Source organism: Micromonospora sp. NPDC050695, from assembly GCF_040654415.1.
GTDB lineage: Bacteria > Actinomycetota > Actinomycetes > Mycobacteriales > Micromonosporaceae > Micromonospora.
Genome location: NZ_JBFAHZ010000007.1, coordinates 15209 through 42030 on the forward strand (window position 1 = coordinate 15209; position 26822 = coordinate 42030).

A 26822-nucleotide genomic window follows, 5' to 3' on the forward strand; every position below is an offset into this window, starting at 1 on the left:
GCCCGGGTCATCGGATCCAACCGACGATTCGGTCGTACAGCTCGGTCGGGTCCTCGTCGGGCCGCTCCGTGGACGCGATGTGGTATAGGGCGCCGACGTGCATCGACAGCCCGATCCGGTCACTGCGGTACGCCTCGAACAGGCGCACCTGCGCCGGCGAGCACGGCCATGAGGTGCCAGGGTCGCACTGCTGGCATTCCCACTCCGGCCGGCGGGGCACGTGCTCGTCAGCCATTCGCGCCTCAAGCGCCTCGATTTCGCGGATGGACTGCTGGTAGCGGGCCTCGACCGCGGCGCGGACGCTGGTCGGTGCCTCGCCCATCACGGTGTTGGCCCCTCGTAGAGATGCTCGGCCCGCCGCTGCTGCGCCAGGTCGCGTAGCCGCCGCTGAGCGGCCTGCCGGTCGGCGGCTTCCCAGGTCCGGCCGGCGGAGGGCTCGCAGCGCGGCCAACGGCGGGTGATGCGGTTGATCAGGTTGCGCCACATCGACATCCCTTCCGGGTGGATGGGGGCCGCGGCGGGCGGGGGTGTTGCCGGCACCGCGGCATTGAGGACTCCCCGCTACCGCTGGCGTTGGTTGCTGACCGGAGCCGGGCGATAGCGGGATGCCACCAAAAGCTAGTGCACTAGGTTTGCCGGGGCAAGGGTGTCGCGGAAACTTGGCACACCAGGTCGCGTGTGATCGACTGGGCGGGCTGACCGGAGGTTGTATCCCCATGGCCAAGACGCCTGCCTATCTGGCGATCGCCGCGGAGCTGCGTGCCCAGATCCAGTCCGGCGCGCTGGCGGCCGGCGCCAAGCTGCCTAGTGAGACCAAGCTGATGCAGCAGTACGCCGTGAGCCGCACCGTCGCCAAGTGGGCAATCTCTGTTCTCAAGGCAGAGTTGCTCGTCGAGGGTCGGCCTGGATCGGGCGTGTACGTACGCGCCACCCGCCAACTGGTCCGGCGCGCGCATGGTCGCGACCTGCGTGCGACACCGGGACCGACGTCCCCGTTCGCCCGCGACGCGGCCCGGGCCGGACAACGCGGCACCTGGGAGCACGACAGCCATCACGACCTGGCGGACGAGCGGATCGCCCTCCGCCTCGGCGTCGAGCCCGATGCGCCGGTCATGCGCACGGCGTATCGATTCCTCGCCGACGGCGAGCCGATCCAGCTGTCGACGTCGTACGAGCCGCTGAGCATCACAGGGGGCACCTCGGTGGAGTGGCCCGAGGCGGGCGCGGCGGTCGGGGTGGTGGCCCGCCTGGACGTGATCGGTGTGCGCGTCGACGAATTCGAGGAGCGGATCAATTCTCGGCCGGCACTGGCGGCTGAAGTCGCCGCGCTCGACCTGCCCGCCCGCGCCGACGTGTACGAGATCGCCCGGACGTACTACGCGGCGGGCGTGCCGGTCGAGACCGCGGACATCGTGCTGCCGCGCGGCCGCTACGAGCTGGTGTACCGCATCCCGGTGATCTGATGCTCGGCCCTGACCAGCGAGGCGCGCCCACGGGCTGGCCCGCAGCCGGTCCATCTCCTCAAGGAGGCCCTGCCGCTCGGCCTCGCGGCGCTCCAGCTCGGTAGTGGGCGCACTGACCGGGCGAGCTCGGGCGGGGTGCGCGGTGGTGCGGCGCCGACAGCCATGACGAACAGGCCGACCAGGGTGGACGTGTACCGCAGCGACGGCGCGGTGTGCAGGGTGCGCACCCGTCAGTCGACGATCGGCCCGAGCAGCGGACGCTTGGCGGTCACCGTGTCGCCGGACGAGCGACCGGTCAGCCGCCGCTTGATCCACGGGGCGAGGTGCTGCCCGGCCCAGCGCAGGTCGGCGGCGCGGGCGGCCAGCCACGGGGTCGGTGCCGGATGCGGGGGGACCATCAGCCACTCCTCGTCGCAGCCCATCCCGAGCGCGTTCAACACCTGCCCGGCGACCCGCCGGTGCCCGGCCGGGGAGAGGTGCAGCCGGTCGGTGCTCCAGAGCATCGGGTTGAGGAAGGTGTCGTCGGCGTACAGGTCGACCATGATCGCGCCATGCCGCTCGGCGGTCTCGCCGACCGCCTGGTTGAGCAGTTGCACCCGAGGGGCGACGAGGCGCTGACCGGGCAGCCGGGCCATCACGTCGGCGAAGCGGAACAGCAGCACGTCCGCGCCGCCGGACCGCAACTGCCGGACGACCTCGTCGAAGCGGGAGACCAGCGTGTCCGGGTCGAAGGTGCGCCGCAGCACGTCGTTGCCACCGGCTGCGAAGCTGATCAGGTCGGGCTTCATCGCCACCGCGGAGGGCACCTGCTCGGCGACCACGCTGGGAAAGAGCCGACCCCGGATGGCCAGGTTCGCGTACCGGAAGTCGGGGCCCGCGTCGGCGGCGAGCCGGGTCGCCACCAGGTCCGCCCATCCCCGATAGGTGCCATCGGGGTACGCGTCGTCCATGCCCTCGGTGAAGCTGTCCCCGACCGCGACAAAACTGCGCCAGCGCACCCGCGCCTCCCTCACGCCACTCGTTGCCTGCGGCGACCAGTCTGACACCGCGGGCACGGCCCGCGGAGCCCCGAACCGACGACGTGGCGGAGGTCATGGGGCAGCTCACGGATCTGCCGCCAGCGCACGACCAAGATCGACACAGGATCGCTGAAATCGGGGTGTCCCGATGCCGCGGATACCCCGATATCAGCGACGTTGGGTGGATGCCAATCCGCCTGGTGGCGGGGTGCCGCGGCCCGCGGCCAGGCCCCACAATGGAGGGCCGGTCACCGGGCCAGGCAGCGGGAGGCCGAGTTGAGTCAGGCAAGCGAACCGAGCCCCGCCGGGCCGGCGGTGACCACACCGCGCACCACACGGGCCCGGCAGATCCGCGTCGTGGGGCTGGCCGTCGCACTGGCCGTGCTGGCGGCGGCCCTGGTGCCGATCGTGTTCGCCATGGGTCCGCCGACCCGCGACGACCTGCTCGAGCAGGCCGGCATGAAGGGCAAGCAGCAACTCGTCATCGGGGTGAAGGACGACCAACCCGGCATCTCGCTACGACTGTCGAACAACACCTGGAAGGGCTTCGACGTCGACATCGCGTACATGATCGCCAGCTTCCTCGGGTTCGACCGCTCCCAGGTGCGGTTCCTGCCCATCGAGAGCGAGGACCGGGCCCGTCGACAGGCCAGCGACGGAGACGGGTTCGTCACCGTCGACCTCGTCATCGCCTCGTACAGCATCAACAAGAAACGTGAGGAGGAGGGCGCCGCCTTCTCCGCCGCGTACCTGCACACCGAGCAGTCGGCGGTGACCCTGCAAAGCTTCAAGGGGCCACTGAGCAGCCTTCAGGATCTTGCCGGGCGGGCGGTCTGCTCGCTCACCACCTCGACCTCGATCGAGCGCCTGACCGAGGCCGGCGCGAAGCCGAGAGGCCGCAACCGGATCAGCGAGTGCATCCAGGAGCTGTACGACGGCAAGGTGGAGGCCGTCACCACCGACGCGGCGATCCTCGCCGGCTTCGTCACCGCCGATCAGCCGGGCGACGACGGTCAGCGTTTCCCGGTCACCCTCAAGAACGCGAAGCCGCTGCGGCACTGGGACATCGGCTCGTCCCCGCAGGAGAGGTGGGGCGTCAACACCGGCCCCAACAAGGCGCTCCGCGATCTGGTCGACCTCGCGCTGTACGTCTCGGCGAACGACGAGGAGAACTCGACCTGGGAGAACGCGTACAACGCCAACCTCCGCTGGCAGCAGCAGTACAACCCCGGGCAGCCGGTCGCGGAGCAGGAGCAACCCGAGGCGAGGAAGGTGGAGGTGCGGCAGTGGCCGTGGGAGAGGATCGCGCTACCGGCCCCGGCGCACCCCGGATCGCCACCGGCCCCGGCAAGATCGGCAAGCCACGCCGGATGGCGGGGGCGCGGCAGGCGCAGCAGTGGCTGCTGACCCTCCTTCCCGCGTTCCCCGTCCTCCTTCTGGTGCTGCGGCTGTGGCAGCTCAGCCGGCAGGACATGTCGACGATGCTGCTGCTGGTGCAGTACGTGAGCCCGCTCGGCCTGCTGAGCGCCCTGCTGATCGCCCTGGTGTGGGCGTTCCCCGTCGTCGTGCTCACCTTCGGCGTACTCGGACGTCTGCTCCGGCTCAGCGCCCCTGACCGCTTCGACCCGGAACGGTCGCTGCTCGCCTCCGGGACGGCACGTACCCCCGGCTGGGTGCTCACCGCGGCGGTCGCGTTGGGGGCGCTCACCTGGCAGCTCCGCTTCCTGCCGTCGCTGCTGATGCTGGGTCTCTGGCTGCTCGCGCTGCGCACCCGCTACCTGCACCCGGACCAGCCGACCCGGGTCCTGGTGGTCAGCGTGGCGCTGCCACTGGCGGCGGCGGTGCTGGCGTACAGCGTGCTCGGCCCGGCGATCTGGACCGCCGTGCAGGAGGGTGAGCTGTCCACGGCGGCGCTGCTGGCCGTGCCGCCTGCCGCCACTCTGCTGCTCACCGGCCCGGTCCCCGACTGGGTCGCCCCGGCGCTGACCCATGGTCTGGCGTTCACGGTCGCCGCCGTGCTCCCGGTGGTGATGGGGGCCGTCTTCCTCCGGGTGCCGCTGCTGCCGACCGCCGCGATCGAGGTCGCGCCGAAGGACACGGCCGAGGCGGCACCGAAAGAGACTGCCGAGGCGGCACCGAAGGACACCGCCGGCCTGGAGGTGGTGCTCGGCGCGCTCATCACCGTCACCGACACGTCGACGATCGTGCTGGACCAGACCGCCGGTGTGCGGTTCCTGCCGAACGGCCAGGTCGAGTCGCAGGTCCTCTGCCCGCAGGCGGCACAGGTGCCGTACAGCCAGGTGTCGGTACGCGGCTGGCCGGTGGAGGAGACCGCCCTGGACTGGATGATGCCCCGGCGCCCGGTGGCCGAGCCGGACGTGCGTTGCGAGGGCCGCCTGCCGCCCGTCCGCCCCGGCCCGTCCTGACGACCGAAATGGATCGCCGATCGCGGCGCGCCGGTTCTACGCTGCCCGAATGCTGCTACGTGTGTCGACCCTCTTGCTGCGGACCCTTCGTGAGGACCCGGCCGACGCGGAGGTGCCGAGCCACCGGCTGCTGCTGCGCGCCGGTTACATCCGTCGCGCCGCGCCGGGCGGCTACACGTGGCTGCCGCTGGGCAAGCTGGTGCTGGACCGGATCACCGAGGTGGTGCGTGCCGAGCTGACCGCGATCGGCGACCAGGAGGTGCACTTCCCGGCGCTGCTGCCCGCCGAGCCGTACCGGACCAGCGGGCGGTGGACGGAGTACGGCGACGACATCTTCACCCTCGTCGACCGGCGCGGCGCCGACCACCTGCTGGCACCCACCCACGAGGAGATGGCGGCGCTGCTGGTCAAGGACCTGTTCAGCTCGTACCGGGACTTCCCGGTGACGCTGTTCCAGGTGCAGACGAAGTTCCGCGACGAGGCACGGCCCCGGGCCGGTCTGCTGCGTGGCCGGGAATTCCTGATGAAGGACGCGTACTCGTTCGACCTGGACGAGGCGGGGCTGCGGGAGGCGTACGCCCGGCACCGGGCGGCGTACCAGCGGATCTTCGATCGGCTGGGCCTGGAGCACACGGTGGTGCACGCCATGTCCGGTGCGATGGGCGGCTCGGCGTCGGAGGAGTTCCTGGCCGCGACGCCGGTCGGCGAGGACACGTTCGTCGGCTGCACGGCCTGCGACTACGCGGCGAACACCGAGGCCGTGGTCACCCGGCCACCCGCCACCGGTGACCCGGCCGCGCAGAGGGCCGTCGAGGTGCACGACACACCCGAGACCCCGACGATCGCCAGCCTGGTGGAGCTGGCCAACGCCCGCCGGCTGGGCGGTCGGGACACCTGGACGGCCGCCGACACGCTCAAGAACGTCGTGCTGACCGTCCGCCAACCGGGTGCCGACCGTGCCGAGCCCTTGGTGGTCGGGCTGCCCGGCGACCGGGAGGTCGACCTGAAGCGGGTCACCGCCGCGCTGGAGCCGGCCCAGGTGGCCGTCTTCGACGAGTGGGCCGAACATCCGGAACTGGTACGCGGGTACATCGGCCCGCAGATCCTCGACAAGCTGGGCATCCGATACCTGGTCGACCCCCGGGTGGTGCCCGGCTCGGCCTGGTTGACCGGGGCGAACGAGCCCGGCCGGCACGCGACCGACGTGGTCTGCGGCCGGGACTTCACGCCCGACGGGACGATCGAGGCGGCCGAGGTGCGCGCCGGCGACCCCTGCCCCGACTGCGGCGACGGCGAGCTGACCATCCGGCGGGGCATCGAGATCGGGCACATCTTCCAGCTCGGTCGCCGGTACACCGACGCGTTCACGGTCGACGTGCTCGGGCCGGCCGGCAAGCCGGTCCGACCCACCATGGGCTGCTACGGCATCGGGATCTCCCGGGCGGTCGCGGCCATCGCCGAGCAGCACCACGACGACCGGGGGCTGATCTGGCCGGCGGCGGTCGCGCCGTGTGACGTACACCTGGTGGTCGCGGGCAAGGGCCCGCAGCTCGACGCGGCGCTGGAGCTCGGCGGACGCCTCGCCGCCGCCGGGCTGCGGGTGCTGGTCGACGACCGCACGCACGTCTCGGCCGGGGTCAAGTTCACCGACGCCGAGCTGATCGGCATCCCCCGCACCGTCGTGGTCGGCCGCCGTCTCGCAGAGGGGTACGTGGAGCTGCGCGAGCGGGCCGGCGACGGGCGCGCGGAGCTGCCGGTGGACGGTCTGGTGGAGCGGATCGTCGACGGGGTACGCCGCGATCGTGGGAACCTGGTGTAGCCGCCACGTCACGGGGTAGTGCAGTTGGATCGGGTGAACAGCTTCGGAGGCTCTCATGACCGGTTACCGGGTCAGCGATGTGATGACCAAGCAGGTGGTGTACCTGTCGGCGGAGACGACCCTGGACGAGGCGGCCAGAGTGATGAAGGAGGCGGACATCGGTGACGTGGTGGTCACCGATGGCGCGAGCCTCGCCGGCATGCTCACCGACCGGGACATCGTGGTGCGGGCCGTTGCGGAGAACAGCTCGCCCGCGGCCACCACGATCGGCTCGATCGTCACCCGCGAGGTCGTCATGATCGAGCAGCACTGCACGGCGGGCGAGGCGGCGGCGCTCATGCGGGACCGGGGCATCCGGCGGGTGCTGGTCTGCGACAGCGACCGCAAGCTCGTCGGGATCGTCTCGCTCGGCGACCTGGCCATGCAGCTCGACCCGACCAGCGCCCTCAGCGAGATCAGCGAGCAGTCCCCGACGGTGTGACGAATCGGGCCGGAGGGCCGGCGGTAGCCTCGACACATGGCTGACATGCCGGCCCGACTGGCCGAGATCGTCGACGAGTTCGCCGCCGCGCCGCGCGACCTGGTGCTGGAGATGCTCCTGGAGTACGCGGACGTCATCCCGCCGCTGCCCGACGGCGCCGCGCGCGAGGGCATGGAGCAGGTGCCGGAGTGTCAGACGGCGTTCTTCCTGCGGGCCCGGGTGACGCCGGAGGGCACCGTGGAGACGCTCTTCGACTGCCCTCCAGAGGCGCCGACCACCCGCGCGTTCGCGGGAATCCTCGCCGACGGGCTGGCCGGCGCGAGCGCCGAGGAGGTGCTGGCCGTGCCGGACGACCTCTACCAGCGGATGGGCCTGGCACAGGCGATCAGCCCGCTGCGGGTACGCGGCGGCACCGCGATCCTGGGCCGGCTCAAGCGGCAGGTACGGGAACAACTCGACTGACCGCGAGGTTGCCACCGATCATGGAGATCGAGATCTATGCGGACGTCATCTGCCCGTGGTGCTACATCGGCAAACGCCGGCTGGATGAGGCCCTCGCCAGCTACGAGTGCGAGGTGACGGTCCGCTACCGACCGTTCCAGCTCGACCCGTCGCCGGTGCCCGAGCCCCGCCCGCTGGTGGAGGCGCTGGCCACCAAGTTCGGAGGCCCGGAGCGTGCCCGGCAGATGGTCGCCCGCGCGACCCAGGTCGCCGCGGGTGACGGGCTACGGCTGGACTACGACCGCGCGGTGATCGCCAACACGTTCGACGCGCACCGGCTGGTCTCCTACGCCACCGATCACGGTCGGGCGGCCGAGATGGTGGAGGCGCTCTACCAGGCGCACTTCAACCGCGGCATCGACGTCGGCTCCCGGGACGCGCTGGCCACCCTGGCCGGTGAGGTCGGCCTGGACCCGGCCGACGCGCGCCGATTCCTCGACTCCGACGAGCGCGTCGCCGACATCGGCGCCCAGTTGGCCGCCGCGCAGGGCCTGGGCATCACCAGCGTGCCGACCTTCGTGCTGGCCGGGAAGTACGCGGTGTCCGGCGCACAGGAGACGCAGACGCTGCTCGCCGCACTCGCCGAGGTCGAGCAGCGCGAGGCCGCAGCGCACTAGCCAGATCGACCGTTGTGATGTTTCACGTGCAACGGCATCGACGTCGATGCCTGGTCAGGCCGGCCTGGCCAGGCCCTCCACCACCTGCGCGCCGGGCAGCGCGCCCAGTGCCGGCCCCGGCAGCGCGATCTTGCTGTGGCGTACGCCGGACCCGATGATCACGTGGGGTGTGGCGATCACCCGCGCGTCCACCAGGATCGGCCACTGCGCCGGCAGCCCGATCGGGGTGATGCCCCCGTACTCCATGCCGGTCAGCTCGACCGCGTCGTCCATCGGGGCGAAGCTGGCCTTGCGCACGTCCAGCGCCCGCCGGGCCACCCCGTTCACGTCAGCCCGGGTGGTGGCCAGGATGATGCAGGCCGCGTAGCGGACCACACCCTCGCGCTTGCCCGCCACCACGACACAGTTGGCCGACACGTCCAACCCCACCTCGTACGCGGCACAGAACGCGGCGGTGTCCGCGAGTTCGGCGTCGATCGGTGCGACCAGGACGTCCTCGACGTCCACCGGAGCTTCGGCGGGCCACTGCGCGATGGCCTCCGCCACCGGCGGGGCGAGCAGGTCGAGGCGAGCACGCGCCGGTTCGGTCTTCAGCGTTCCCATCACGGGTGCGATCCTCGCATCCGGCACGCCGAACCGCCCGGCGACTCCCTCGCCACCCCCGGACGCCACCTCCGCGGCGCGGCTCAACTGCCGGCGAGGAAGGCGTTGTCGCGCATGAAGGAGCGGTCGCGGGCGGCCGCCAACTCCTCCTCGCGTCGGGCCCTGGCCCGTTGCAACTCCAGGTCCTCCAACGCATGCCGGACACCCAGCCGGATCACGCCGTAGAGGAAGACGAAGCCGAAGACGTAGAGGATCACCGTGGTGACGACAGCGAACATGGCGTCACCGTAAGGCGAACGTGAACCGTTGTTGCTCTCATTTCCGCCCGGTTCCCCCGTACGTGTCGGCGAGGTGGTCCGCCCAGGTGCGGACGCCCCGGCCGACCCCGCGGCGCGTCGATCGTCTGACGGAACGACGCGGCACCCTGTGACCTGGTGTGCGGCGGCTCATCCCGAACGGATCAGGTCCAGGACGGTCAGCAGCGCGAAGAACGCGATCACGATCTCGTTGACGATCCAGGAGTGCTCCTCGGCCCACTGCCGCATCCGGGTCAGCGCCCGCGCCGCCTTCCCGCCGAGCAGCAGCAACGCCAGCAGGGGCAGGGCCAGCAGGAGCACGGTGAGCAGCACGAACGGCACCAGATGCCACCACGGCAGATTGTGTCGGGCCACGCTCGCGCCGACCGCCGCCATCGTCAGGTCGTCGGTGGGCGTCACCACGAAGAGCAACGCCCCCGTCCGCAGCGCCCACCGCGGACTGGCATGCCCGACGCTCCCCAGCCACCTCGGCGGGCCGGACCGGTTCCGCCGTACCCAGATCACGACCGCCAGGCAGACCAGCAGCGCGAGCACGACCAGGTCGATGACGGGACCGCGATCGACCTTCCCGGCGATCGTGCTGGCGTCGGCGGCCAGGCCGCTCGCCAGGCGGGTCAGCAGCCAGCTCACCGTCACCCCGGCGGTCACCACCAGCCCGGCGCCGGCGAGGAAGCCCAGCGACGCGGCCCGTGGCCGATCCGACGACGCGAGGAAGACCGCCACGACCAGTTGGGTCCCGGCGACCATCACGACGGCCAGCGGCAGGACGGTCAGGAAGTTCATCGCCCGCCATCCTCCCGGCCGGACCGGGTCGGCACCGCCGAAACCGGGGATCACCCGGCCGGGGCGGCGCCCCCACCCACGACCACCCGGCCGGACAGCAGCGCACCGAGCAGCGCCAGGCCGGCGGTCACCGCGAGGGTCGCCACGTAACTGGCCGGGCCGGGCGCGCTCCCGGCGGCCAGCACCGCGCCCGTCAACGCGAGCACGGTCGCCGCGAACAGGTTGTCGCCGAGTTGCAGCGACGAGCTGTTGCGGCCCTGCTCGCCGGGCGCGGACAGCTCCAAGGTCAGCACCGACAACGACGGGTAGAGCAGCCCCATGCCGAACCCGGCGACCGCCCAGCCCACCACGGCGAATGCCACCGGCAGGTCGGGTCGGACGGCCAACGCCACCGTGGCGGTACCGACGGTGATGCAGCTCAACCCGACGCGCGGCAGGCTGGCACGGGAGGCCGGCACCGGGATCCGACCCTGCGTCCAGGAGCCCGCCGACCAGGCCAACGCGCCGACCGTGAGGACCAGCCCGGCGGCGGTCGGCGACAGGCCCCGCTCCCGGGAGAGCATCAACGGGATGACCACCTCGGCGCCGACGAAGGCCGCCGATGCCAGACCCCGCAGCCCGATCACGGTGGGCAGACCGCGGGCCGCCCGGAGGAACCCGGCCGGCAGCAGGCGTGGCGCGCAGACCAGCAGACCGGCCACCGCGATCGCGATCAGCGCCAGGGCCGCGGCGCCGCGCTGCTGTCCCCCGATGTGCAGCAGTGCGGCGCTCACCGCCGCCCCACACGCCCACCCGATCCGCGCCACCGCGCCGGCCGGCGGCCGGGCCGCCGCGGTGCGCCCGAGCGACCGCAGCCCGGGATGGATCAGCAGCACCGCCGGCACCGCCACCGCCGGCACCGCCAGGAAAACCCACCGCCAGCCCAGGTGCTCCACGATCAGGCCGGCCACCGCCGGCCCGACCAGCGACGGTACGACCCACGCCGCCGCGAACGCGGCGAAGATCCGCCGGTGCAGATCCTGCGGGTACGCCTGCCCGACGATCACGTAGAGCGCCACCGAGAGCAGCCCGGAGCCGAACCCCTGCACCACCCGGCCGACGACCAGCACACCCATCGCGGTAGCGGTCCCCGCAATCAGCAGCCCCAGCACGAACCAGGCGACCCCGTGCCACATCGGCCCTCGCGGCCCACGGGCGTCGCACCAGATGCCGGACACCACCATGGCCAGCACGCCCGTGGCGAACGGGCCACCGAACGCGAGCCCGTACAGCGCCAACCCGTCCAGGCTCCGGGCGACCGTCGGCATCGCCGTACCGACCGCCAACGCCTCGAACGCGAGCAGCGAGATCAACGCGACGCTGCCCACCGTCATCGCCCTCAGCCGGGGTGCGAACAGACCGGGCGCGGCCGGTACGGCGGTGGCGGCTGTGGTCGGCATGAACCGAGCCTGCGACCTCAACCTGGATTGAAGTCAACCGCCGGTGACCCAGCTCTCGTCAGGCGTTCTGAAGTGCTTCCCCGACCCCCTTCACCAGTCCCGAAAAATGCTGGTCGGCCAGGAGGTGCCCAGCGGTGATCACGAGGGCGATCGGCCACTCGATGACCTGGAGTGCGGCGAGCACCCCGAGCCCGGCGTAGTAGGCGACCTTGTCCGGTGGTGGCACCGCGACCTCACCCAGGATCGGCAGGTCCATCCGCCGGCTGTACATCTGGACGTTCTCGTGCGACCCGTTCAGGTGTCTGGTCAGCGTGCTCATTCCGGCCTCCCCGTGTCCGGTGATGGTCGCCGGATTCCACCGCCCGCTTCGTCCATGCGCTGCCGACGCCGGAAACTTCCGCAGCCCGAGGGGCATAACGGATGGCAGGTCGGGAAGCCAGGCCGCCGGACGTGACGCGGCGGGAGGGCGAGATGGCTACCGGACGCATCCTGCCGTCCATCGGTGTGCCGCACCTGGTCGGTGAGGCGTCCCGGACCGTCGGGTCGGCGGCGACACGACTGGCCCGACAGGCCGGACTGACCCGTCGCCGGGTCTGGTCGCGCCCCGGCCGGCACCACATCGAGGTGCACGGTGTCTGCCAGGACGGCGGCGACCGGCTGGCCCGCCAGGTGGAGGGTGCCCTGGAGAGGCTGCCCGGGGTGGCCTGGGCACGGGTGAACGCCCCGTCCGGCCGGGTGGTTGTCGCCGTGCAGGCCCCGGAGCCGAGACTGCGCGACCTGATCGCCACGATCGGCCGGATCGAACGGACCTGTGACCACGAACCCGATCCGGAGATCCCGCCGCCGCACCCACCGGAGGAGGGGCCCCGCACCCCGCGCACCCTGGGTGCGCTGGCCTCCGACGCGCTGGGCCTGACCATTTCGGCGGCCACCCGGATCCTGCCGTTCGCGCCGCTGCCCGGCGAGGTGGCCGGCCTGCTCTCGGCGGTGGACCTGCAACCCAAGCTGCACGCGTTCATGGGTAAGAAGCTGCGCTCGGACCCCCGCGCAGACATCATCTTTCCCCTGGCCGAGGCGGTGGTGCAGGGCCTGACCGGCCGGTGGACCGGGATCGTGCTGGACGGTGCCCAACGGATCGTGCAGTGGGGCGAGGATCGCGCCCAACTTGCCGCATGGGAGCGCGCCGAGCCCCGACTGACCGGCGACCCGGAACGCGCCACCGCCCGCTGGCCGGTGATCGACCGACCCCGACCGAAGCCGGACGGCCCGGTCGAGCGGCACATCAACCGGATGCTGGCGGTGGGTGCCACGGCCGGAGCGGCGGCGGTGCCGTTCGCCGGCCCCAAGAGGGCCGCCGCTCTGGGCCTGTCCACGCTGCCCAAGGCCCCCGGCAGCGGACGCGAGGGGTACGCCGCCCAGCTCGGCCGGATGCTCGCCCGGCGCGGTGTGATCGCCATGGACCGCAGTGTGCTCCGCGAGCTGGACCGGATCGACACGCTGGTGTTGGACGCCGCGGTGCTCGGTTCCGACCGGGGTGTCCTGGCCGACCTCGCACCGGCGTCGGGAGTCGACGTCGACCAGGTGGCGGAGCGGGCGTTCGCGCTGTTCGACCCGGCCGATCCGGCCGCCGCACGGTCGGTGGACGGGTGGCGGATCGGACCGCCGGACCACCTGCCGGCGGGCGACATCCCCGACCGGGAGCGGCTCCGCGCCGCCGGAGGGCAACTGCTCGGCCTCGCCCACGGCGACCGGCTCGCCGCTCTGCTGCGGGTCGAACCGGAACCCGCGCCGGGCGTCGACGGCCTTCCGGCCGCCGCGCGGCAGGCCGGGCTGCGGCTGGTCGTGGCCGGCGGCGACGAGCAGCGGTACGGCTTCGCCGACGCGATGCTGCCCGGCGGCGACCAGTTGGTCGAGTCGGTACGCGCGCTGCAACGCGACGGTGCGGTGGTGATGCTGGTGTCCGCGGACCGCAGGGCGCTCGGCGCGTCCGACTGCGGCCTCGGGTTGGCCGATCCGGACGAGCTGCCACCGTGGGGCGCTCACCTACTGGTCGGGGCGGACCTGCGGGTGGTGGCCCTGGTGATCGAGGCGACCGGGGTGGCCCGGCGGACCGCCCAGCAGAACATCCGGCTGTCCATGGCCGGCACCGGTCTCGGGGCGCTGGGTGCGTTCACCGCCCCACCGACGCAGCTGCCGCACCGGGCGCTCGTCGCGGTCAACGGCGCGGCCGGGCTGGCCTTCGCGAACGGCGTCTGGCAGGCCCACCGGCTGCACGACCGGTCGGACACCCCGGTGCCGGTGGCGACCGCCTGGCACCTGATGCCCGTCCGCACCGTGCTCGACCATCTGGGCACCGGCTCGGACGGGTTGGACAGCGCGGAGGCCCAGCGCCGACACGAGAGGCGCGGTGCGGGCGGCGGCGACGCCCCGGCGGGCGGTGGCCTGCTGCGCGCCTTCCTGGACGAGTTGTCCAACCCGTTGACCCCGGTGCTCGCCGCCGGGGCGGTGCTCTCCGCATCGTTCGGCTCGCTTGTCGACGCCGCTCTGGTGGGCAGCGTGGTCGGTGGATCCGCGTTGATCGGGGCGGTGCACGAACGCAACACGGAACGGTCGTTGGCGGAGCTGCTGTCCCGTTCGGCGGTGACCGCACGGGTGCGCCGGGACGGTGCCGAGCGCGTGGTCGCGGCCGAGGACCTGGTCGCCGGGGACGTCATCGTCCTGGAGTCGGGTGACTCGGTGCCCGCCGACTGCCGGGTGCTGGAGTCGGTGGGGTTGGAGGCGGACGAGTCGTCGCTGACCGGCGAGTCGCTGCCGGTCGCCAAGAACGACCGGCCGGTGGTCGCGGCCGCCATCGCCGACCGGCACTCGATGCTGTACGACGGCACCACCATCGCCGCCGGGCACGGTAAGGCTGTGGTGGTGGCGACCGGCGCCGACACGGAGGCGGGGCGCAGTCTCGCGATGGTCCGCCAGGCCCCACCGACCAGCGGCGTGGAAGCCCGGCTCGGCTCGCTGACCAGCGCCGCCATCCCCCTCGCGGCAGGTTCGGCGGTGGCGGTGGCCGGCGCGGGACTGCTTCGGGGCGTACCTCTGGCCGAGACGGCCGCGACCGCCGCGAACCTCGCCGTCGCGTCGGTGCCGGAAGGGCTGCCGTTCCTGGTCAGCGCGGCGCAGCTGGCGGCCGCGCGGCGACTGGCCGAGCACGGCGCCCTGGTCCGCAACCCGCGCACCATCGAGGCGCTGGGCCGGGTGGACGTGCTCTGCTTCGACAAGACCGGCACCCTCACCGAGGGTAAGTTGCTGCTCGCCGGGGTCGGCGACGGCGTGGGCGACCGGTACGCCGCGGTGGACCGCCTGGACGACCGGCTTGGGTCGACGCTCGCCGCCGCGCTCCGTGCCACTCCTCCCGCAGCCGACCCGGAACAGTTGGCCCTGCAGACCGACCGCGCCGTTCGCCGGGGTGCCGCCACCGCCGGGGTGGTGGAGCAGACCGGCGCCCCCGGCTGGCGCGCCGCCGGCGGGCTGCCGTTCGAGCCGTCCCGTGGCTACCACGCGAGCGTCGGAGAGACCGACGGTCACCTGCTGTTGAGCGTCAAGGGCGCACCGGAGACGGTGCTGCCGCGCTGCGCCGCGCGACGCACCGACGGCCGCCAGGAGCCCCTGGACGACGCCGGCCGAGCGGAGCTGCACCGGATGCTGGCCGACCGGGCCGGGGCAGGGCATCGGATCCTGGCCGTCGCCGAGTGCCAGGTGGACGATCCGACGGTGTCCGACGGGGACGTGCGAGGTCTGACCTTCGTGGGTTTCCTGGCCCTCGCGGACGGGGTCCGGGAGAGCGCCGCGCCGGCGGTACGGCGGATCCGGCAGGCCGGCGTACACACCATCATGATCACCGGTGATCACCCGGCCACCGCCGAGGCGATCGCCGCCACCATCAGCGAGCACGACGAGCAGCGCGTGGTGACCGCCGGCGAGCTGGACCAGCTGGACGACGAGGCGCTCGCCGAGCGGCTGGCCAACACCGACGTGGTGGCCCGCTGCACCCCGACGCACAAGGTGCGGATCATCCAGGCGTTACAGAAGTGCGGGCGGACCGTGGCGATGACCGGTGACGGCGCCAACGACGCCCCGGCGATCCGGCTGGCCGACGTCGGCATCGCCCTCGGTCAGCGGGGCACCCCGGCGGCGCGGGCCGCCGCCGACCTGGTGGTCACCGACGACCGGTTGGAGACCATCATCGCCACCCTGGTCGAGGGGCGGGCGATGTGGTCGTCCGTCCGGCACGCGCTCAGCATCCTGGTCGGCGGCAACCTCGGCGAGATCGCGTTCAGTGTGCTCACTGCGGCGGCGACCGGCCGTTCCGCGCTCACCGGGCGGCAACTGCTGCTGGTCAACCTGCTCACCGACCTGGCACCGGCGCTCGCCATCGCCGTCCGTCCACCCGCGTCGGACCGCACCGACGGCCTCCTGCTGGAGGGCCCGGACGTGTCGCTGGGCGAAACCCTCAGCCGGGAGATCGCGTTGCGGGCGGCGGCGACCACGCTGGGCGCGACCGTCGGCTGGACGCTGGCCCGGTACACCGGCCGCCAGCGACGGGCCGGCACCGTCGCCCTGGTCTCCCTGGTCGGCACCCAACTCGGGCAGACCATCCTGGCCGGCGGCACCAGCCCCGCCGTACTGGCATCCACGGCCGCGTCCCTCGGCGTGCTGGTCGTAGTGGTGCAGACGCCCGGTGTGAGCCAGTTCTTCGGCTGTACGCCACTGGGGCCGGTCGGCTGGACCATCGGCGCGGGCTCGGCGCTCGGCGCCACCTTCGCCAACGGCGCGCTCACCAAGCTGGTGGAACACCTGCCGCAGTCGCGGCCCGCCACCGGTCGGCCCGATGAGACGGCGAACGACGACGGGCCGACCGGGTCCGAGGACTGACCACGATCACGGCGCTCGGACGGCATGCACCGAAGCGAACGTGATGCCGCACAGTCATATTGATGCCGCACAGTCATCACGCTAAACGTGAATCCCCAGCCGGTCAGGCAATCTCCGCTGGCCGGAACGGTTCGCGGGCGGGTGCCTGTTCCGCCCCCAGGGCCTCGGCAAAGTCCTCAGGTGATGCCAAGTAGGGCCAGTGGTCGGTTGCTGTCGCGGGCGTGGTGGCGGTTGGCGGCGGCGATGTTGGTGACGCCGGTCAGGCGTAGTGCGCCGATGGCGGCGTTGCGGAGGGTGGCCATGACCTGTGGTCCGGTGCTGGTGCGGATGTGGGATCGGTCTTCGTCGTAGGTGACGTCGCGGATGTGTGCGCCGTGAGGCGCTGTTGTTTCGAGTGGAGGTGAGAGGCCTTCGCCGCTGGCCCTGTCGCAGCAGGGCGGTGGAGCTGAGGGCAGCCTGATCCGGGAGGTGCCGGGGAGGGTGGGAGCAGCCCTGACAAAGCTGGGGCGTGTCAGTACTGCCAGATGGTGCGGGTCCGGCGAGCGGGATGAAGAGGAGTACGAGAGGAACCTGCGTTTACGTCCCTCAAGATGTCACCGGCCTGGAACCTGGCGGATGTGGGCCGGATGCGGTGCGCACCCTCGATCACGTGTCGTAGGGGAACTCCTGGGTGGTTCTGTGTCTGACTGCCGGGAGGCCATGGTGAAGTGCTGCGGGTTAGCCGTGGCGATGCCGCTGGGACATAGCAGGGCTCCTCCTTCGTCGAGCGAACAGCAGTGAACACGGGCCCGATCTACAGGCCGCCTAGCTGGCTCGTCTCGGGTTATTGTTCGGCCCCGGCCCCGGCTTCGCCGCCTGCTGACTGGCCGCCTGGATTTGCGCCCTCAGCACCCTTTGACTGTCGAGGTTTGATCGAATGCGCGCAGCAAGGGAAAAGGTTGCACGAAGGTGAGCTCAGCGGCGGAGCGTTCCCACAAGACGATCGAATAGCCGCAAGATCACGACTGACATGCGCCTGTCTTGTGCCCAATGATCTTGCGAAGAGGAATCGCCTGGTCAGAGGCGATGTTGGTGGAGCCCAGGGGACTCGAACCCCTAACCCCTGCCTTGCAAAGGCGGATAACGGGCGTTGGACGCTGTCGGCGAGTCACGTTGCTTGCCGTTCTTCGTCCAGCGCCCGTCATCCGTTGCCGAGGAATACCAACCGTTGTCAGCGCTTGCGCTGACTTTCTGCTGACCGTTCGGAGCTAAACCGCCAAGGCAGGCTCGCTGCTCGTGGCGACGATCAGGGCGCGCCATCTGCGCGGACTGCCCCCTATCGCTGGTAAGCTGTCCCGCGCCCAGCCGCGTTACTGCTCCCAGCATAGCCCCCCGACTGGCCCCCACGGGGAGCCCCCCGTCCCGGATGGTACTGGCTACTAACCAAATGTGCCGCCGACTGAGTTGGGTTGCGTCGATTCCCCTCAGCCCTCAACATCGCCTGAGCGGCTTGCTGGTAGGTAGCTCCGACTGGCGGGGTTTGGAGCATGACGGCCGGGTTGTAAGGAGCGGCCGGCATGCGGTGCCTAACGTCGAGGTCGTATTCCAACACGTGCTGCGCCCACTGCCCCAGGTGGCAAAGCATATCGTAATTTCGGTGCTCGCGGTACGCGACAGCGCCGGCTTGCCACATGCCTTTCTCTAGTTGCTCAACAAGGAATAGCGGACTAGTAGGCGTCAGGTGAGACATGCTGATCATACCTTTCGATGGGATCTGTTGGTGCGGGGCGCATGCCAGAACCAACTGGCACACCGCATACAACGGGCACAACCGAGATAACGGTTCACAAGGACGCTCGGATCTTCGGTCATGCCGTCTCTCCCTCTGGTGATTCCGCGGCGCGCTCAATCGCGCGGTAGACCGTCGAGCGGGCCACGCCGAACAGCTCGGCGCTGGTGTGCTCGCCGGCCTTGTGCAAGGCCCCGCCAACTGGCGCGACCCATCCGGCAGTCAGCGCGCGAAGACCTTCCGCACGCGCAAGGAGGCCGCCGCGCACCTCGCGGCCACCGAGACGACCGTCATTCAGGGCACCTACGTCGATCCCGCAGCGGGGAAGGTCCGGTTCAGTACGTACGCAGAGCGGTGGTTGGCGTCGCGGTAGGTGGAGACGACGACGCTCGCCGGCTGGACCTCGCGTCTCCGGGCGCAACTGCTGCCGCACTGGGGGACCTGGCCGGTCGGGCGAATTGATCACCTGGCCGTTCAGGAGTGGGTAACGCGGATGGGCCGTGAGCTGTCGCCGGCCACGGTCGCCCCATGCCACTCGCTGCTGTCGTCCATCCTCGCGTCGGCGGTGCGCGGCCGACTGATCGCGTTCAACCCGTGCGAGGGTGTGCGGCTACCAGCACAGCGCAAGCGCGCGGGAGGGCTGGTCCCGCTCACGCTCGACCAGGTGACGGAACTACTGCTGCCGAGCGTCCCGGATTGGCATCGGCCGGTGGTTGCGGCGGCGGCTGGCGCTGGCCTGCGATGGGGTGAGTGCCTCCGGCTGCGGTGGGCCGATATCGTCCTGCCGGACGACGACGACCAGGACGCAACGTTGACCGTGCGGCGAGTGGTGATCGAGGTCAACGGGCACGCGACGGACAAGCCGTACCCGAAGACAGCTCAGAGCCGCCGTGTTGTCCCGGTCCCGCCGTTCCTGCGGGCCGAGCTGGCGCGGCACCGCGAGCGGACGGACCCCGCCAAGGTGGATCGGGTGTTCACCAACCAGGCAGGCGACCCGATGCTCCGCAGCAACTTCCGGCGCCAGGTCTGGCGACCGTCGCTGGTACGGGCCGGGCTGCTCGGCGAGGTCACGGAAACCGGGCCGTACCGATTTCGGGCCACCTGGCGTTCCACAACACTCAATCGCTACACGCACACGCCAGCCGACTTCCACCGGGTCATCCGAGGCGTTTTCGCATACCCCGCTGACGATCCGCTGACGAAAAAAGACGACCATCGATCAGGTCGCCCAGAATCAGAAGAGGAAGAAGCCCGGTAACCTGCACCGGAGCTTGGTGGAGCCCAGGGGACTCGAACCCCTAACCCCTGCCTTGCAAAGGCAGTGCTCTGCCAGTTGAGCTAGGGCCCCGTGGGCGGCTGCGGTGCCGCCGGTCGTTCACCGCCGGGCCGGACCTCAGCGCAGGTCGGGCGCGGTGGTCGCCTCGTGCCACAGGGCGCGCTCGTCGTTCGAGGCCTTGACCTTGTTGTAAACGACGGCGGCCACGCCGACGACGCCAGCCAGGATCAGCAGCTTCTTGAACATGGGGCAACCCCTCAAGCTCGACTACCGTCGGACGACGTGCGGTGGGGCTAGATGGAATCGAACCATCGACCTCAGAGTTATCAGCTCTGCGCTCTAACCGACTGAGCTATAGCCCCGCGTTGCGACGAGCAAGATTAACCCATCCGCTCGGCCGGACCAAAATCGGGGTCCGGACCGGCGGGCCAGGCCGTCGCCGCCTGCACAACCTACCCGAGTACGGGACGCCGGAGCGACCGCTTTACGCGGTGCCCCGGCGTCCCGATCACTCAGTCCCGCTCGGCGAGGGTCAGCTCGATCCCACCGACCAGGTCGGCGCAGACGTTGTAGACGAACGCGCCCAGCGTGGCCAGAGCGGTGAACAGCACCACGTTGACCAGGCCGATCAGCGCCGAGCTGAGAATCACGCCCTTGGCGGTGATCTGGAAGCCGTTGGTGCTCTGCCCACCGCCGGCGTTGACCAGGTCGCTCAGGCTGTCGTTGACGCTCTGGAACACGCCCATCGCGTCCAACGCCAGGTAGAGCACCGACGTGGCGACCACCACGACGATGAACAGCACCACCGACACGGCGAACGCGAACTTCATCACGGACCAGGGGTCGATCCGCTTGAGGTTCAGTCGGGCCCGGCGCGGCCCGCGGGACGCGGCCGAACTGACCGAGGTACGCGCGGCGCGTACCGCGTCACCGACCCGTGCCGCACCGACGGCGGACGGGTTGCCGATGCCCGGCGGCAGGCCACCGCCGCTGGCCGGGCGACCGGCCCCACCGGTACGTCCCGGGTCCGGCTGCGGCTGCGTCATGCCGGGCGTGATCCGGGGCTGGGTGCCCGTTGTCCCACTGGGTGTCGCCTGACCCGGCCGGACACTGATCGGCTGTGTGGTCGTCGGGCGGGCCGGCGCCGGCGCCGCTGCCGGCGGCGTGGTGGACGTCGGCGCCTCGGCACCAGCCGTCTCACCCTTGTCGCCCGACCCGCTGTCCTCGCCGGGCTCCGGCGGGGGTGTCATACCGGGAGCCCGGGTGAATTTCGGGGCAGGCGCATCGGCGGGGACCGTTGCCCGGCCCACGGCCGCGCGGCCGGTCGCTGGTGTGCCGCCCTTGGCGGCCTCCTCGTCGACCGGGTTGGCCGAGGTCCCCGTGTTCCCCGACTTCGCCTGTGTCTCCGTCATTCAACTAGTCCTGTTCGTCAGGCTCGTCGGCATTGCGAGCAATCGCCACGATAGTCACGCCGTCCGGGAGGTCCATCAGCTTGACCCCCATTGTGTTCCGGTCACGCGTACGGCGTACAGGCTTCACCGGAGTCCGGATGACACCACCGTTGCTGGTGATCGCGAACAGTTCGTCGTCCGGGTCGATCACCACCGCGCCAACCAGACCACCGCGCCGTTCGGTGATCTTCGCAGTCAACACGCCCTTACCTCCCCGGCCCTGCACCGGGTATTCCTCGATCGGGGTACGTTTCGCGTATCCCCCGTTCGTCGCCACCAGGACGTCCAAACCCTCCCGAACGACCTCCATGGCGAGCAGGACGTCGTCGTCCGTGAAGCGCATGCCGATCACGCCGGAGGTGGCCCGACCCATCGGCCGCAACGCCTCGTCGGAGGCGTTGAACCGGATCGCCTGCGCCTTCTTCGAGACCAGCAGCAGGTCGTTCTCCGGCGCCACCAGCGCAGCACCGACCAGCTCGTCCTCATCGCGCAGGTTGATCGCGATGATGCCGCCGGAACGGTTGGAGTCGAACTCCTCGAGCCGCGTCTTCTTCACCAGGCCGTTCTTCGTGGCCAGTACCAGATAGGGGGCTACCTGGTAGTTCGGGATTTCGATGATCTGCGCGATCTGCTCGTCGGGTAGGAAGGCGAGCAGATTGGCCACGTGTTGGCCCTTGGCTACCCTACTGGCCTCCGGCAGCTCGTACGCCTTGGCCCGGTACACACGCCCCTTGTTCGTGAAGAACAGGATCCAGTCGTGGGTCGAGCAGACGAAGAAGTGGCTGACGATGTCGTCCTGCCGCAGCGTGGCACCGCTGACGCCCTTGCCGCCACGACGCTGCGAGCGGTAGAGATCGACCTTGGTCCGCTTGGCGTACCCCGTCCGGGTGATCGTGACGACCACGTCCTCGCGGGCGATGAGGTCCTCCATCGAGACCTCGCCGTCGAACGGGATGATCTGCGTACGCCGATCGTCGCCCCACTTCGCGACGATCTCGCCCAGCTCCTCCGAGACGATCCGGCGCTGGCGCTCAGGCTTGGCCAGGATGTCCTTGAGGTCGGCGATCTCGATCTCGAGCTTGGTCAGGTCGTCGACGATGCGCTGCCGCTCCAGGGCGGCGAGGCGACGCAGCTGCATGTCCAGGATCGCGGTGGCCTGGATCTCGTCGATCTCCAGCAGCCGGATCAGGCCCTGCCGGGCGTCGTCGACGGTGGGCGACCGCCGGATCAGCGCGATGACCTCGTCCAGTGCGTCCAGCGCCTTGGCCAGACCGCGCAGGATGTGCGCCCGCTCCTCGGCCTTGCGCAGCCGGAACGCGGTCCGCCGGCGGATCACGTCGATCTGGTGCTCGACGTAGTAGCGGATGAACTGGGCCAGGTTGAGCGTGCGCGGCACGCCGTCGACAAGCGCCAGCATGTTGGCGCCGAAGGTCTCCTGGAGCTGGGTGTGCTTGTAGAGGTTGTTCAGCACCACCTTGGCGACCGCGTCGCGCTTGAGCACGAGCACGATCCGCATGCCGGTACGCCCGGAGGACTCGTCGCGGATGTCGGCGATGCCGGCGAGCTTGCCCTCCTTGATCAGCTCGGCGATCCGCTCGGCGAGGTTGTCCGGGTTGACCTGGTAGGGCAGCTCGCTGACGACCAGGCAGGGCCGCCCCCGCTTGTCCTCCTCGACCTCCACCACGGCCCGCATCCGGATCGAGCCACGACCCGTGCGGTACGCGTCCTGGATGGCGGTCGTGCCGACGATCAGGCCGTGGGTCGGGAAGTCGGGGCCCTTGACGATGCCGAGCAGGGCTTCGAGGGTGGTCTCCTCGTCCTCCTCGGGGTGCTCCAGGCACCACTGCACCGCCGCGCCGATCTCCCGCAGGTTGTGCGGAGGGATCTTGGTGGCCATGCCGACCGCGATGCCCTCGGAGCCGTTCACCAGCAGGTTGGGGATCCGCGACGGCAGGATCGTGGGCTCCTTGGCCCGGCCGTCGTAGTTGTCCTGCAGGTCGACGGTGTCCTCGTCGATGTCCCGCAGCATCTCCATGGCGAGCGGGTCGAGCTTGCACTCGGTGTTGTGGCTGACGAAACCATCGGAGACGAACGAGTGGTCATCGGTGTCGACCCGGACGCTGTAGACCGGCTGCACGCCGGCATCCGTGATCTGCGCCACCTCGGCGTAGTAGAAGCGCCCGTCGACCAGCGGCTCGACCACGTCGAGCACCTCGGTGTTCGTAATCCGGGCAGCGATTTCGTCGCGGTCCCGCTCCCAACGCTCCACCCGGTCCACGTTGTGCCGACGCAGCCAGTCCCGCTCGGTCCAGCGCGGCGCGCCGTGCTCGCGGATGAAGTCGCCGACCAGCGGCACATGGTCGCTGGAGAGCGCCGTGCTGCTCGCCGGCACCTGGGCCAACTCCGCCTCCAGCTTGGCCTGCTTGCGGCCGAGGAAGCCGACGTGCGCCGCGAAGATCCGGGCGTCGCGGCGGTTGGTCACCACGACCTTGATCTCGCCGTTGTCGTAGCGGGTCTGCCGGCTGATCACACCGAACTCCAGCAGCAACTGCTGGACCTCGCGGGCCAACCGCTCACTGCGGGTCGAGTACGAGATCTGCATGGTGTTCCGCGGCAGCAGCGAGGACGAGCCATCGCCCTCGAAGAGGGCCTGGATGAAGGCCCGCTTGACCGCTGCCGGCCCCTGCCAGACGAACTCGGGCACGAACTTCGCGGCGCTTCGGGCACCGACCATGTCGCCGAGCAGGCTCGTCCGCAGCGCGGAGAGGTCCTGCACGTCGAGTTCATGCAGGGTGCTGCCGGAGGCGATGACTCGCTCGCTGACGTAGCGGGGCCCACCGACGGCCAGGTCGTAGGCCGCGAGGACGCGGACGAAGAACTCCCGGTCGACGTTGTTGAACCCGGCCCGCCCCGGGGAGACCCAACCCTCGCTGACGAAGGCACCGGCGAGGACGGCCGCCTCGACGTGCTCCAGCATCGGGTAGCCGATCTCGTCCGGCACCGAGCGCTGGAGAACCACCCGGTCGCCTGGGGAGATCTCGGCGAGCAGCTTCCACAGCAGGGTCGGCACGCCGGCGACGTCCACCAGGCAGAGCACCGGGTGATTGTGGGTGCCGGTCAGCTCGTACCCCTCGCGGGTGCGCAGCCGCAGCGTGGGGTGCTCGCCGGAGTGAAAGAACTTGGAGGCGCGGACCAGGTCGCCGTTGCGGTCGCGGACCTTGAGGTCGATGTCGGTCTCGCTGGACGGCGCCGCGCCGGGCACGATGTCGCCGACCCGGACGCTGCCCTCAGCGGTACGAATACGGACATCTGCGGTCAGACAATATCTCATGGCCGCAGCCGGATCATTACCCGGCGAGCCGAAGTTGCCATTGCCGTCGACCAGCGGGTAGCGCAGCGACCACGGCTGCGCCATCCGGACCAGTGCGTCGTAGATCGCCGAGTCGCCGTGCGGGTGGAACTGGCCCATCACGTCGCCGACGACGCGGGAGCACTTCACGTAGCCGCGGTCCGGCCGGTATCCCGAGTCGAACATCGCGTAGAGGATCTTGCGGTGGACCGGCTTGAGCCCGTCCCGGACGTCCGGCAGCGCCCGACCGACGATGACGCTCATCGCGTAGTCGAGGTAGGAGCGCTGCATCTCCACCTCAAGCCCGACCGGTTCGATCCGGTCGTGCGCGACCACCGCGGCGATGGCCTCGGCGGGGACCTCAGGCTCGTTCGGTGTGGACTCGGGAGAATCGGTCACTGTATACCCTTATCAGACTCAGAGTCGTTTTCGTGCTGTGGATAACGGCTGTGGATACCGGCCAAGCTGTGGATAACTCTGTGGAACAGTGGATCGGCCGGGGCTTGCCCGGCCGATCCACCGAGGTCCGTCAGATGTCCAGGAACCGGACGTCCTTGGCGTTGCGCTGGATGAACGAGCGGCGCGCCTCGACGTCCTCACCCATCAGGACGCTGAACAACTCGTCCGCGGTTGCGGCGTCGTCGAGCGTGACCTGACGCAAAGTACGCGTCGCCGGATTCATCGTGGTCTCCCACAGCTCGGGATAGTTCATCTCGCCGAGGCCCTTGAACCGCTGGATGTCGTCCGGCTTGGCGTTCGGCTTCTTCTGCTGGCGCAGCGCGATGAGCCCGTCCCGCTCGCGGTCGGAGTAGGCGTACTGCGCGTCGTCGCCCTTCTTGTTCCACTTGATCTTGTAGAGCGGCGGGGCCGCCAGGTAGACGTGGCCCAGCTCGACCAGCGGACGCATGAAGCGGAACAGCAGGGTCAGCAGCAGCGTCTGGATGTGCTGGCCGTCGACGTCCGCGTCGGCCATCAGCACCACCTTGTGGTACCGCAGCTTCTCCATGTCGAAGTCGTCGTGGATGCCGGTGCCCAGCGCGGTGATCAGCGCCTGGACCTCGTTGTTCTTCAGCACCCGGTCGATCCGGGCCTTCTCCACGTTGAGGATCTTGCCGCGGATCGGCAGGATCGCCTGGGTCCGCGGGTCACGACCCTGCTTGGCCGAGCCACCGGCCGAGTCGCCCTCGACGATGAACACCTCGGACTCGCGCGGGTCGGTGGACTGGCAGTCGGCCAGCTTGCCCGGCATCGAGCCGGACTCCAGCAGTGACTTGCGGCGGGCCAGCTTGCGCGCCTGCTGCGCGGCGATGCGGGCGCGGGCGGCCTGGGAGGCCTTCGTGATGATCATCTTGGCTTCGGCCGGGTTACGGTCGAACCAGTCGACCAGCCACTCGTTGCAGACCCGCTGCACGAAGCTCTTCACCGGGGTGTTGCCGAGCTTGGTCTTGGTCTGGCCCTCGAACTGCGGGTTGGCGAGCTTGACCGAGATGATCGCCGCGAGCCCTTCGCGGATGTCCTCGCCGGAGAGCTTCTCGTCGCCCTTGAGCAGCTTCTTGTCGGTGCCGTACCGGTTGACCACGCTGGTCAGCGCGGACCGGAAGCCCTCCTCGTGCGTGCCGCCCTCGTGGGTGTTGATCGTGTTGGCGAAGGTGTAGACCGACTCGCCGTACGACTCGTTCCACTGCATGGCGATCTCGACCGACATGCCCTCCTCCTCGGCGCCGAACTCGACCACGGTCTTGTGGATCGGGTTCTTCGAGGCGTTGAGGTGCCGGACGAAGTCGGCGATGCCGCCCTCGTAGAAGAAGGTGACCTCGCGCTGCCGGCCGTCCTCCTCCGCATCCACCCGCTCGTCGAGCAGGTGGATGCGCAGCGCGCGGTTGAGGAAGGCCATCTCCTGCAGGCGCCGGTAAATGGTCTGGAAGTCGAAGTCGACGGTCTCGAAGACGTCCGGGTCGGGCCAGAAGGAAACCGCCGAGCCGGTGCGATCGGTGGTCTCACCCTTGTCCAGAGGACCGGGCTTGGAGTTGTTGTACTGCTGCCGCCACACGAAGCCGGACTTGTGGATCTCCACTGCCATCCGGGTGGAGAGCGCGTTCACGACGGAGACGCCGACACCGTGCAGACCACCGGAGACCGCGTACGCCTTGCCGTCGAACTTGCCACCCGCGTGCAGCACGGTCAGCGCGACCTCGACACCCGGCTTCTTGAGCTTCGGGTGCAGGTCGACGGGGAAACCACGGCCGTTGTCGGTGACCCGGACGCCGCCGTCGGCGAGCAGCACCACGTCGATGGTGTCGCAGTATCCGGCCAGTGCCTCGTCCACCGCGTTGTCGACGACCTCCCAGACGAGGTGGTGCAGACCACGCTCGCCGGTGGACCCGATGTACATACCGGGCCGCTTGCGGACCGCCTCCAGCCCTTCGAGAACGGTGATCGACTCTGCGCCGTACTCCTGCTTGTCCTGCGCTGCCACCCTCGGCCACTTTCTCGCGTCGTCCGCGCCGCTAGGGCGCGTCGGGCGCGGGTTCGGCGGACAGGACGCGACGTCGGCGCGCGGACCGATGCCGGAGACCTCCGGACA

At 70.5% G+C, this 26822-nt stretch carries 20 protein-coding genes, 2 tRNA genes and 2 pseudogenes; 9 read left to right on the top strand and 15 right to left on the bottom strand.

From position 1 onward, the window contains the following. Window positions 1-7: 7 nt before the first annotated feature. Together AB0H52_RS07020 and AB0H52_RS07025 are read right to left on the bottom strand one after the other, a co-directional pair. Window positions 8-322, bottom strand: a complete 315-nt coding sequence (locus AB0H52_RS07020; RefSeq protein WP_357945774.1) for a hypothetical protein — start codon at window positions 320-322, stop codon at window positions 8-10. Next, window positions 322-486: a hypothetical protein gene (locus AB0H52_RS07025; RefSeq protein WP_192580090.1), complete on the bottom strand. Its 165-nt coding sequence runs from the start codon at window positions 484-486 to the stop codon at window positions 322-324. The genes AB0H52_RS07020 and AB0H52_RS07025 overlap by 1 nt, the downstream gene beginning before the upstream one ends. 230 nt (window positions 487-716) lie before the next feature. Here AB0H52_RS07025 and AB0H52_RS07030 point away from each other — a divergent pair, with 230 nt between their 5' ends. Then, window positions 717-1463, top strand: coding sequence for a GntR family transcriptional regulator (locus AB0H52_RS07030; RefSeq protein ID WP_192580089.1), 747 nt, complete (start codon window positions 717-719; stop codon window positions 1461-1463). A 230-nt stretch (window positions 1464-1693) separates the two neighbouring features. On the opposite strand, the gene AB0H52_RS07035 is transcribed toward AB0H52_RS07030, so the two are convergent. Then, window positions 1694-2461 (bottom strand): SGNH/GDSL hydrolase family protein, encoded by a 768-nt coding sequence (locus tag AB0H52_RS07035; RefSeq protein WP_151487713.1) that lies wholly within the window; start codon window positions 2459-2461, stop codon window positions 1694-1696. 297 nt (window positions 2462-2758) lie between these two features. Here AB0H52_RS07035 and AB0H52_RS07040 point away from each other — a divergent pair, with 297 nt between their 5' ends. Genes AB0H52_RS07040 through AB0H52_RS07065 form a run of 6 tightly spaced genes read left to right on the top strand, consistent with a single transcriptional unit; the run spans window position 2759 to window position 8326 of the window. Continuing rightward, window positions 2759-3889, top strand: a complete 1131-nt coding sequence (locus AB0H52_RS07040) for a transporter substrate-binding domain-containing protein (RefSeq protein WP_357945779.1) — start codon at window positions 2759-2761, stop codon at window positions 3887-3889. Beyond that, the gene (locus AB0H52_RS07045; protein WP_357945782.1) at window positions 3775-4908 is read left to right on the top strand and encodes a hypothetical protein; all 1134 of its coding nucleotides are present in this window, start codon (window positions 3775-3777) and stop codon (window positions 4906-4908) included. The genes AB0H52_RS07040 and AB0H52_RS07045 overlap by 115 nt, the downstream gene beginning before the upstream one ends. A 49-nt stretch (window positions 4909-4957) precedes the next feature. Further along, window positions 4958-6727 (top strand): proline--tRNA ligase, encoded by a 1770-nt coding sequence (locus tag AB0H52_RS07050; RefSeq protein WP_151487711.1) that lies wholly within the window; start codon window positions 4958-4960, stop codon window positions 6725-6727. A 55-nt stretch (window positions 6728-6782) separates the two neighbouring features. Continuing rightward, window positions 6783-7208 (top strand): CBS domain-containing protein, encoded by a 426-nt coding sequence (locus AB0H52_RS07055; RefSeq protein ID WP_151487710.1) that lies wholly within the window; start codon window positions 6783-6785, stop codon window positions 7206-7208. A 36-nt stretch (window positions 7209-7244) separates the two neighbouring features. After that, window positions 7245-7670, top strand: a complete 426-nt coding sequence (locus AB0H52_RS07060) for a SufE family protein (RefSeq protein ID WP_151487709.1) — start codon at window positions 7245-7247, stop codon at window positions 7668-7670. Window positions 7671-7690: 20 nt separating this feature from the next. Then, on the top strand, window positions 7691-8326 hold the full coding sequence (locus AB0H52_RS07065) for a DsbA family oxidoreductase (protein WP_357945787.1): 636 nt from the start codon (window positions 7691-7693) through the stop codon (window positions 8324-8326). Between the two features lie 54 nt (window positions 8327-8380). Here the strand turns inward: AB0H52_RS07065 and AB0H52_RS07070 are convergent, their stop codons facing one another. The 5 genes and pseudogenes from AB0H52_RS07070 to AB0H52_RS07090 all read right to left on the bottom strand — a co-directional run bounded on the left by AB0H52_RS07070 (window position 8381) and on the right by AB0H52_RS07090 (window position 11843). Further along, window positions 8381-8929 (bottom strand): YbaK/EbsC family protein, encoded by a 549-nt coding sequence (locus AB0H52_RS07070; protein ID WP_151487733.1) that lies wholly within the window; start codon window positions 8927-8929, stop codon window positions 8381-8383. Window positions 8930-9012: 83 nt separating this feature from the next. Continuing rightward, entirely contained in the window at window positions 9013-9207 is a 195-nt protein-coding gene (locus AB0H52_RS07075; RefSeq protein ID WP_151487707.1) for a hypothetical protein, read from the bottom strand. 168 nt (window positions 9208-9375) lie between these two features. Continuing rightward, entirely contained in the window at window positions 9376-10029 is a 654-nt protein-coding gene (locus AB0H52_RS07080; RefSeq protein ID WP_151487706.1) for a GAP family protein, read from the bottom strand. 50 nt (window positions 10030-10079) lie between these two features. Then, the gene (locus tag AB0H52_RS07085; RefSeq protein WP_151487705.1) at window positions 10080-11468 is read right to left on the bottom strand and encodes an MFS transporter; all 1389 of its coding nucleotides are present in this window, start codon (window positions 11466-11468) and stop codon (window positions 10080-10082) included. A 58-nt stretch (window positions 11469-11526) separates the two neighbouring features. Then, window positions 11527-11843, bottom strand: a pseudogene (locus tag AB0H52_RS07090) (hypothetical protein). Window positions 11844-11939: 96 nt separating this feature from the next. Here AB0H52_RS07090 and AB0H52_RS07095 point away from each other — a divergent pair. Next, window positions 11940-16394, top strand: a complete 4455-nt coding sequence (locus AB0H52_RS07095) for an HAD-IC family P-type ATPase (RefSeq protein ID WP_151487703.1) — start codon at window positions 11940-11942, stop codon at window positions 16392-16394. A 176-nt stretch (window positions 16395-16570) separates the two neighbouring features. On the opposite strand, the pseudogene AB0H52_RS07100 reads toward AB0H52_RS07095, so the two are convergent. Continuing rightward, window positions 16571-16759, bottom strand: a pseudogene (locus tag AB0H52_RS07100) (ISAs1 family transposase); the annotation flags it as partial. Window positions 16760-18535: 1776 nt separating this feature from the next. Here AB0H52_RS07100 and AB0H52_RS07105 point away from each other — a divergent pair. Continuing rightward, window positions 18536-19420, top strand: coding sequence for a site-specific integrase (locus AB0H52_RS07105; protein ID WP_225854087.1), 885 nt, complete (start codon window positions 18536-18538; stop codon window positions 19418-19420). A 14-nt stretch (window positions 19421-19434) separates the two neighbouring features. Here AB0H52_RS07105 and AB0H52_RS07110 read toward each other — a convergent pair. The 6 genes from AB0H52_RS07110 to gyrB all read right to left on the bottom strand — a co-directional run bounded on the left by AB0H52_RS07110 (window position 19435) and on the right by gyrB (window position 26714). Further along, window positions 19435-19510 (bottom strand) — tRNA-Ala (locus tag AB0H52_RS07110). A gap of 45 nt (window positions 19511-19555) precedes the next feature. Beyond that, window positions 19556-19684 carry a DLW-39 family protein gene (locus AB0H52_RS07115; RefSeq protein WP_225854086.1) on the bottom strand — a complete coding sequence of 43 codons (129 nt, stop codon included), beginning with the start codon at window positions 19682-19684 and terminating at the stop codon, window positions 19556-19558. A gap of 42 nt (window positions 19685-19726) precedes the next feature. Next, window positions 19727-19800, bottom strand: a tRNA-Ile gene (locus AB0H52_RS07120). A gap of 150 nt (window positions 19801-19950) precedes the next feature. Further along, complete coding sequence (locus tag AB0H52_RS07125; protein ID WP_151487702.1) at window positions 19951-20850, bottom strand: DUF3566 domain-containing protein; 900 nt, start codon at window positions 20848-20850, stop codon at window positions 19951-19953. Between the two features lie 4 nt (window positions 20851-20854). Then, on the bottom strand, window positions 20855-24637 hold the full coding sequence (gyrA, locus tag AB0H52_RS07130) for an intein-containing DNA gyrase subunit A (RefSeq protein WP_151487701.1): 3783 nt from the start codon (window positions 24635-24637) through the stop codon (window positions 20855-20857). Window positions 24638-24767: 130 nt separating this feature from the next. Next, window positions 24768-26714 carry a DNA topoisomerase (ATP-hydrolyzing) subunit B gene (gene gyrB, locus AB0H52_RS07135; protein WP_278125496.1) on the bottom strand — a complete coding sequence of 649 codons (1947 nt, stop codon included), beginning with the start codon at window positions 26712-26714 and terminating at the stop codon, window positions 24768-24770. Between the last annotated feature and the right edge of the window lie 108 nt (window positions 26715-26822).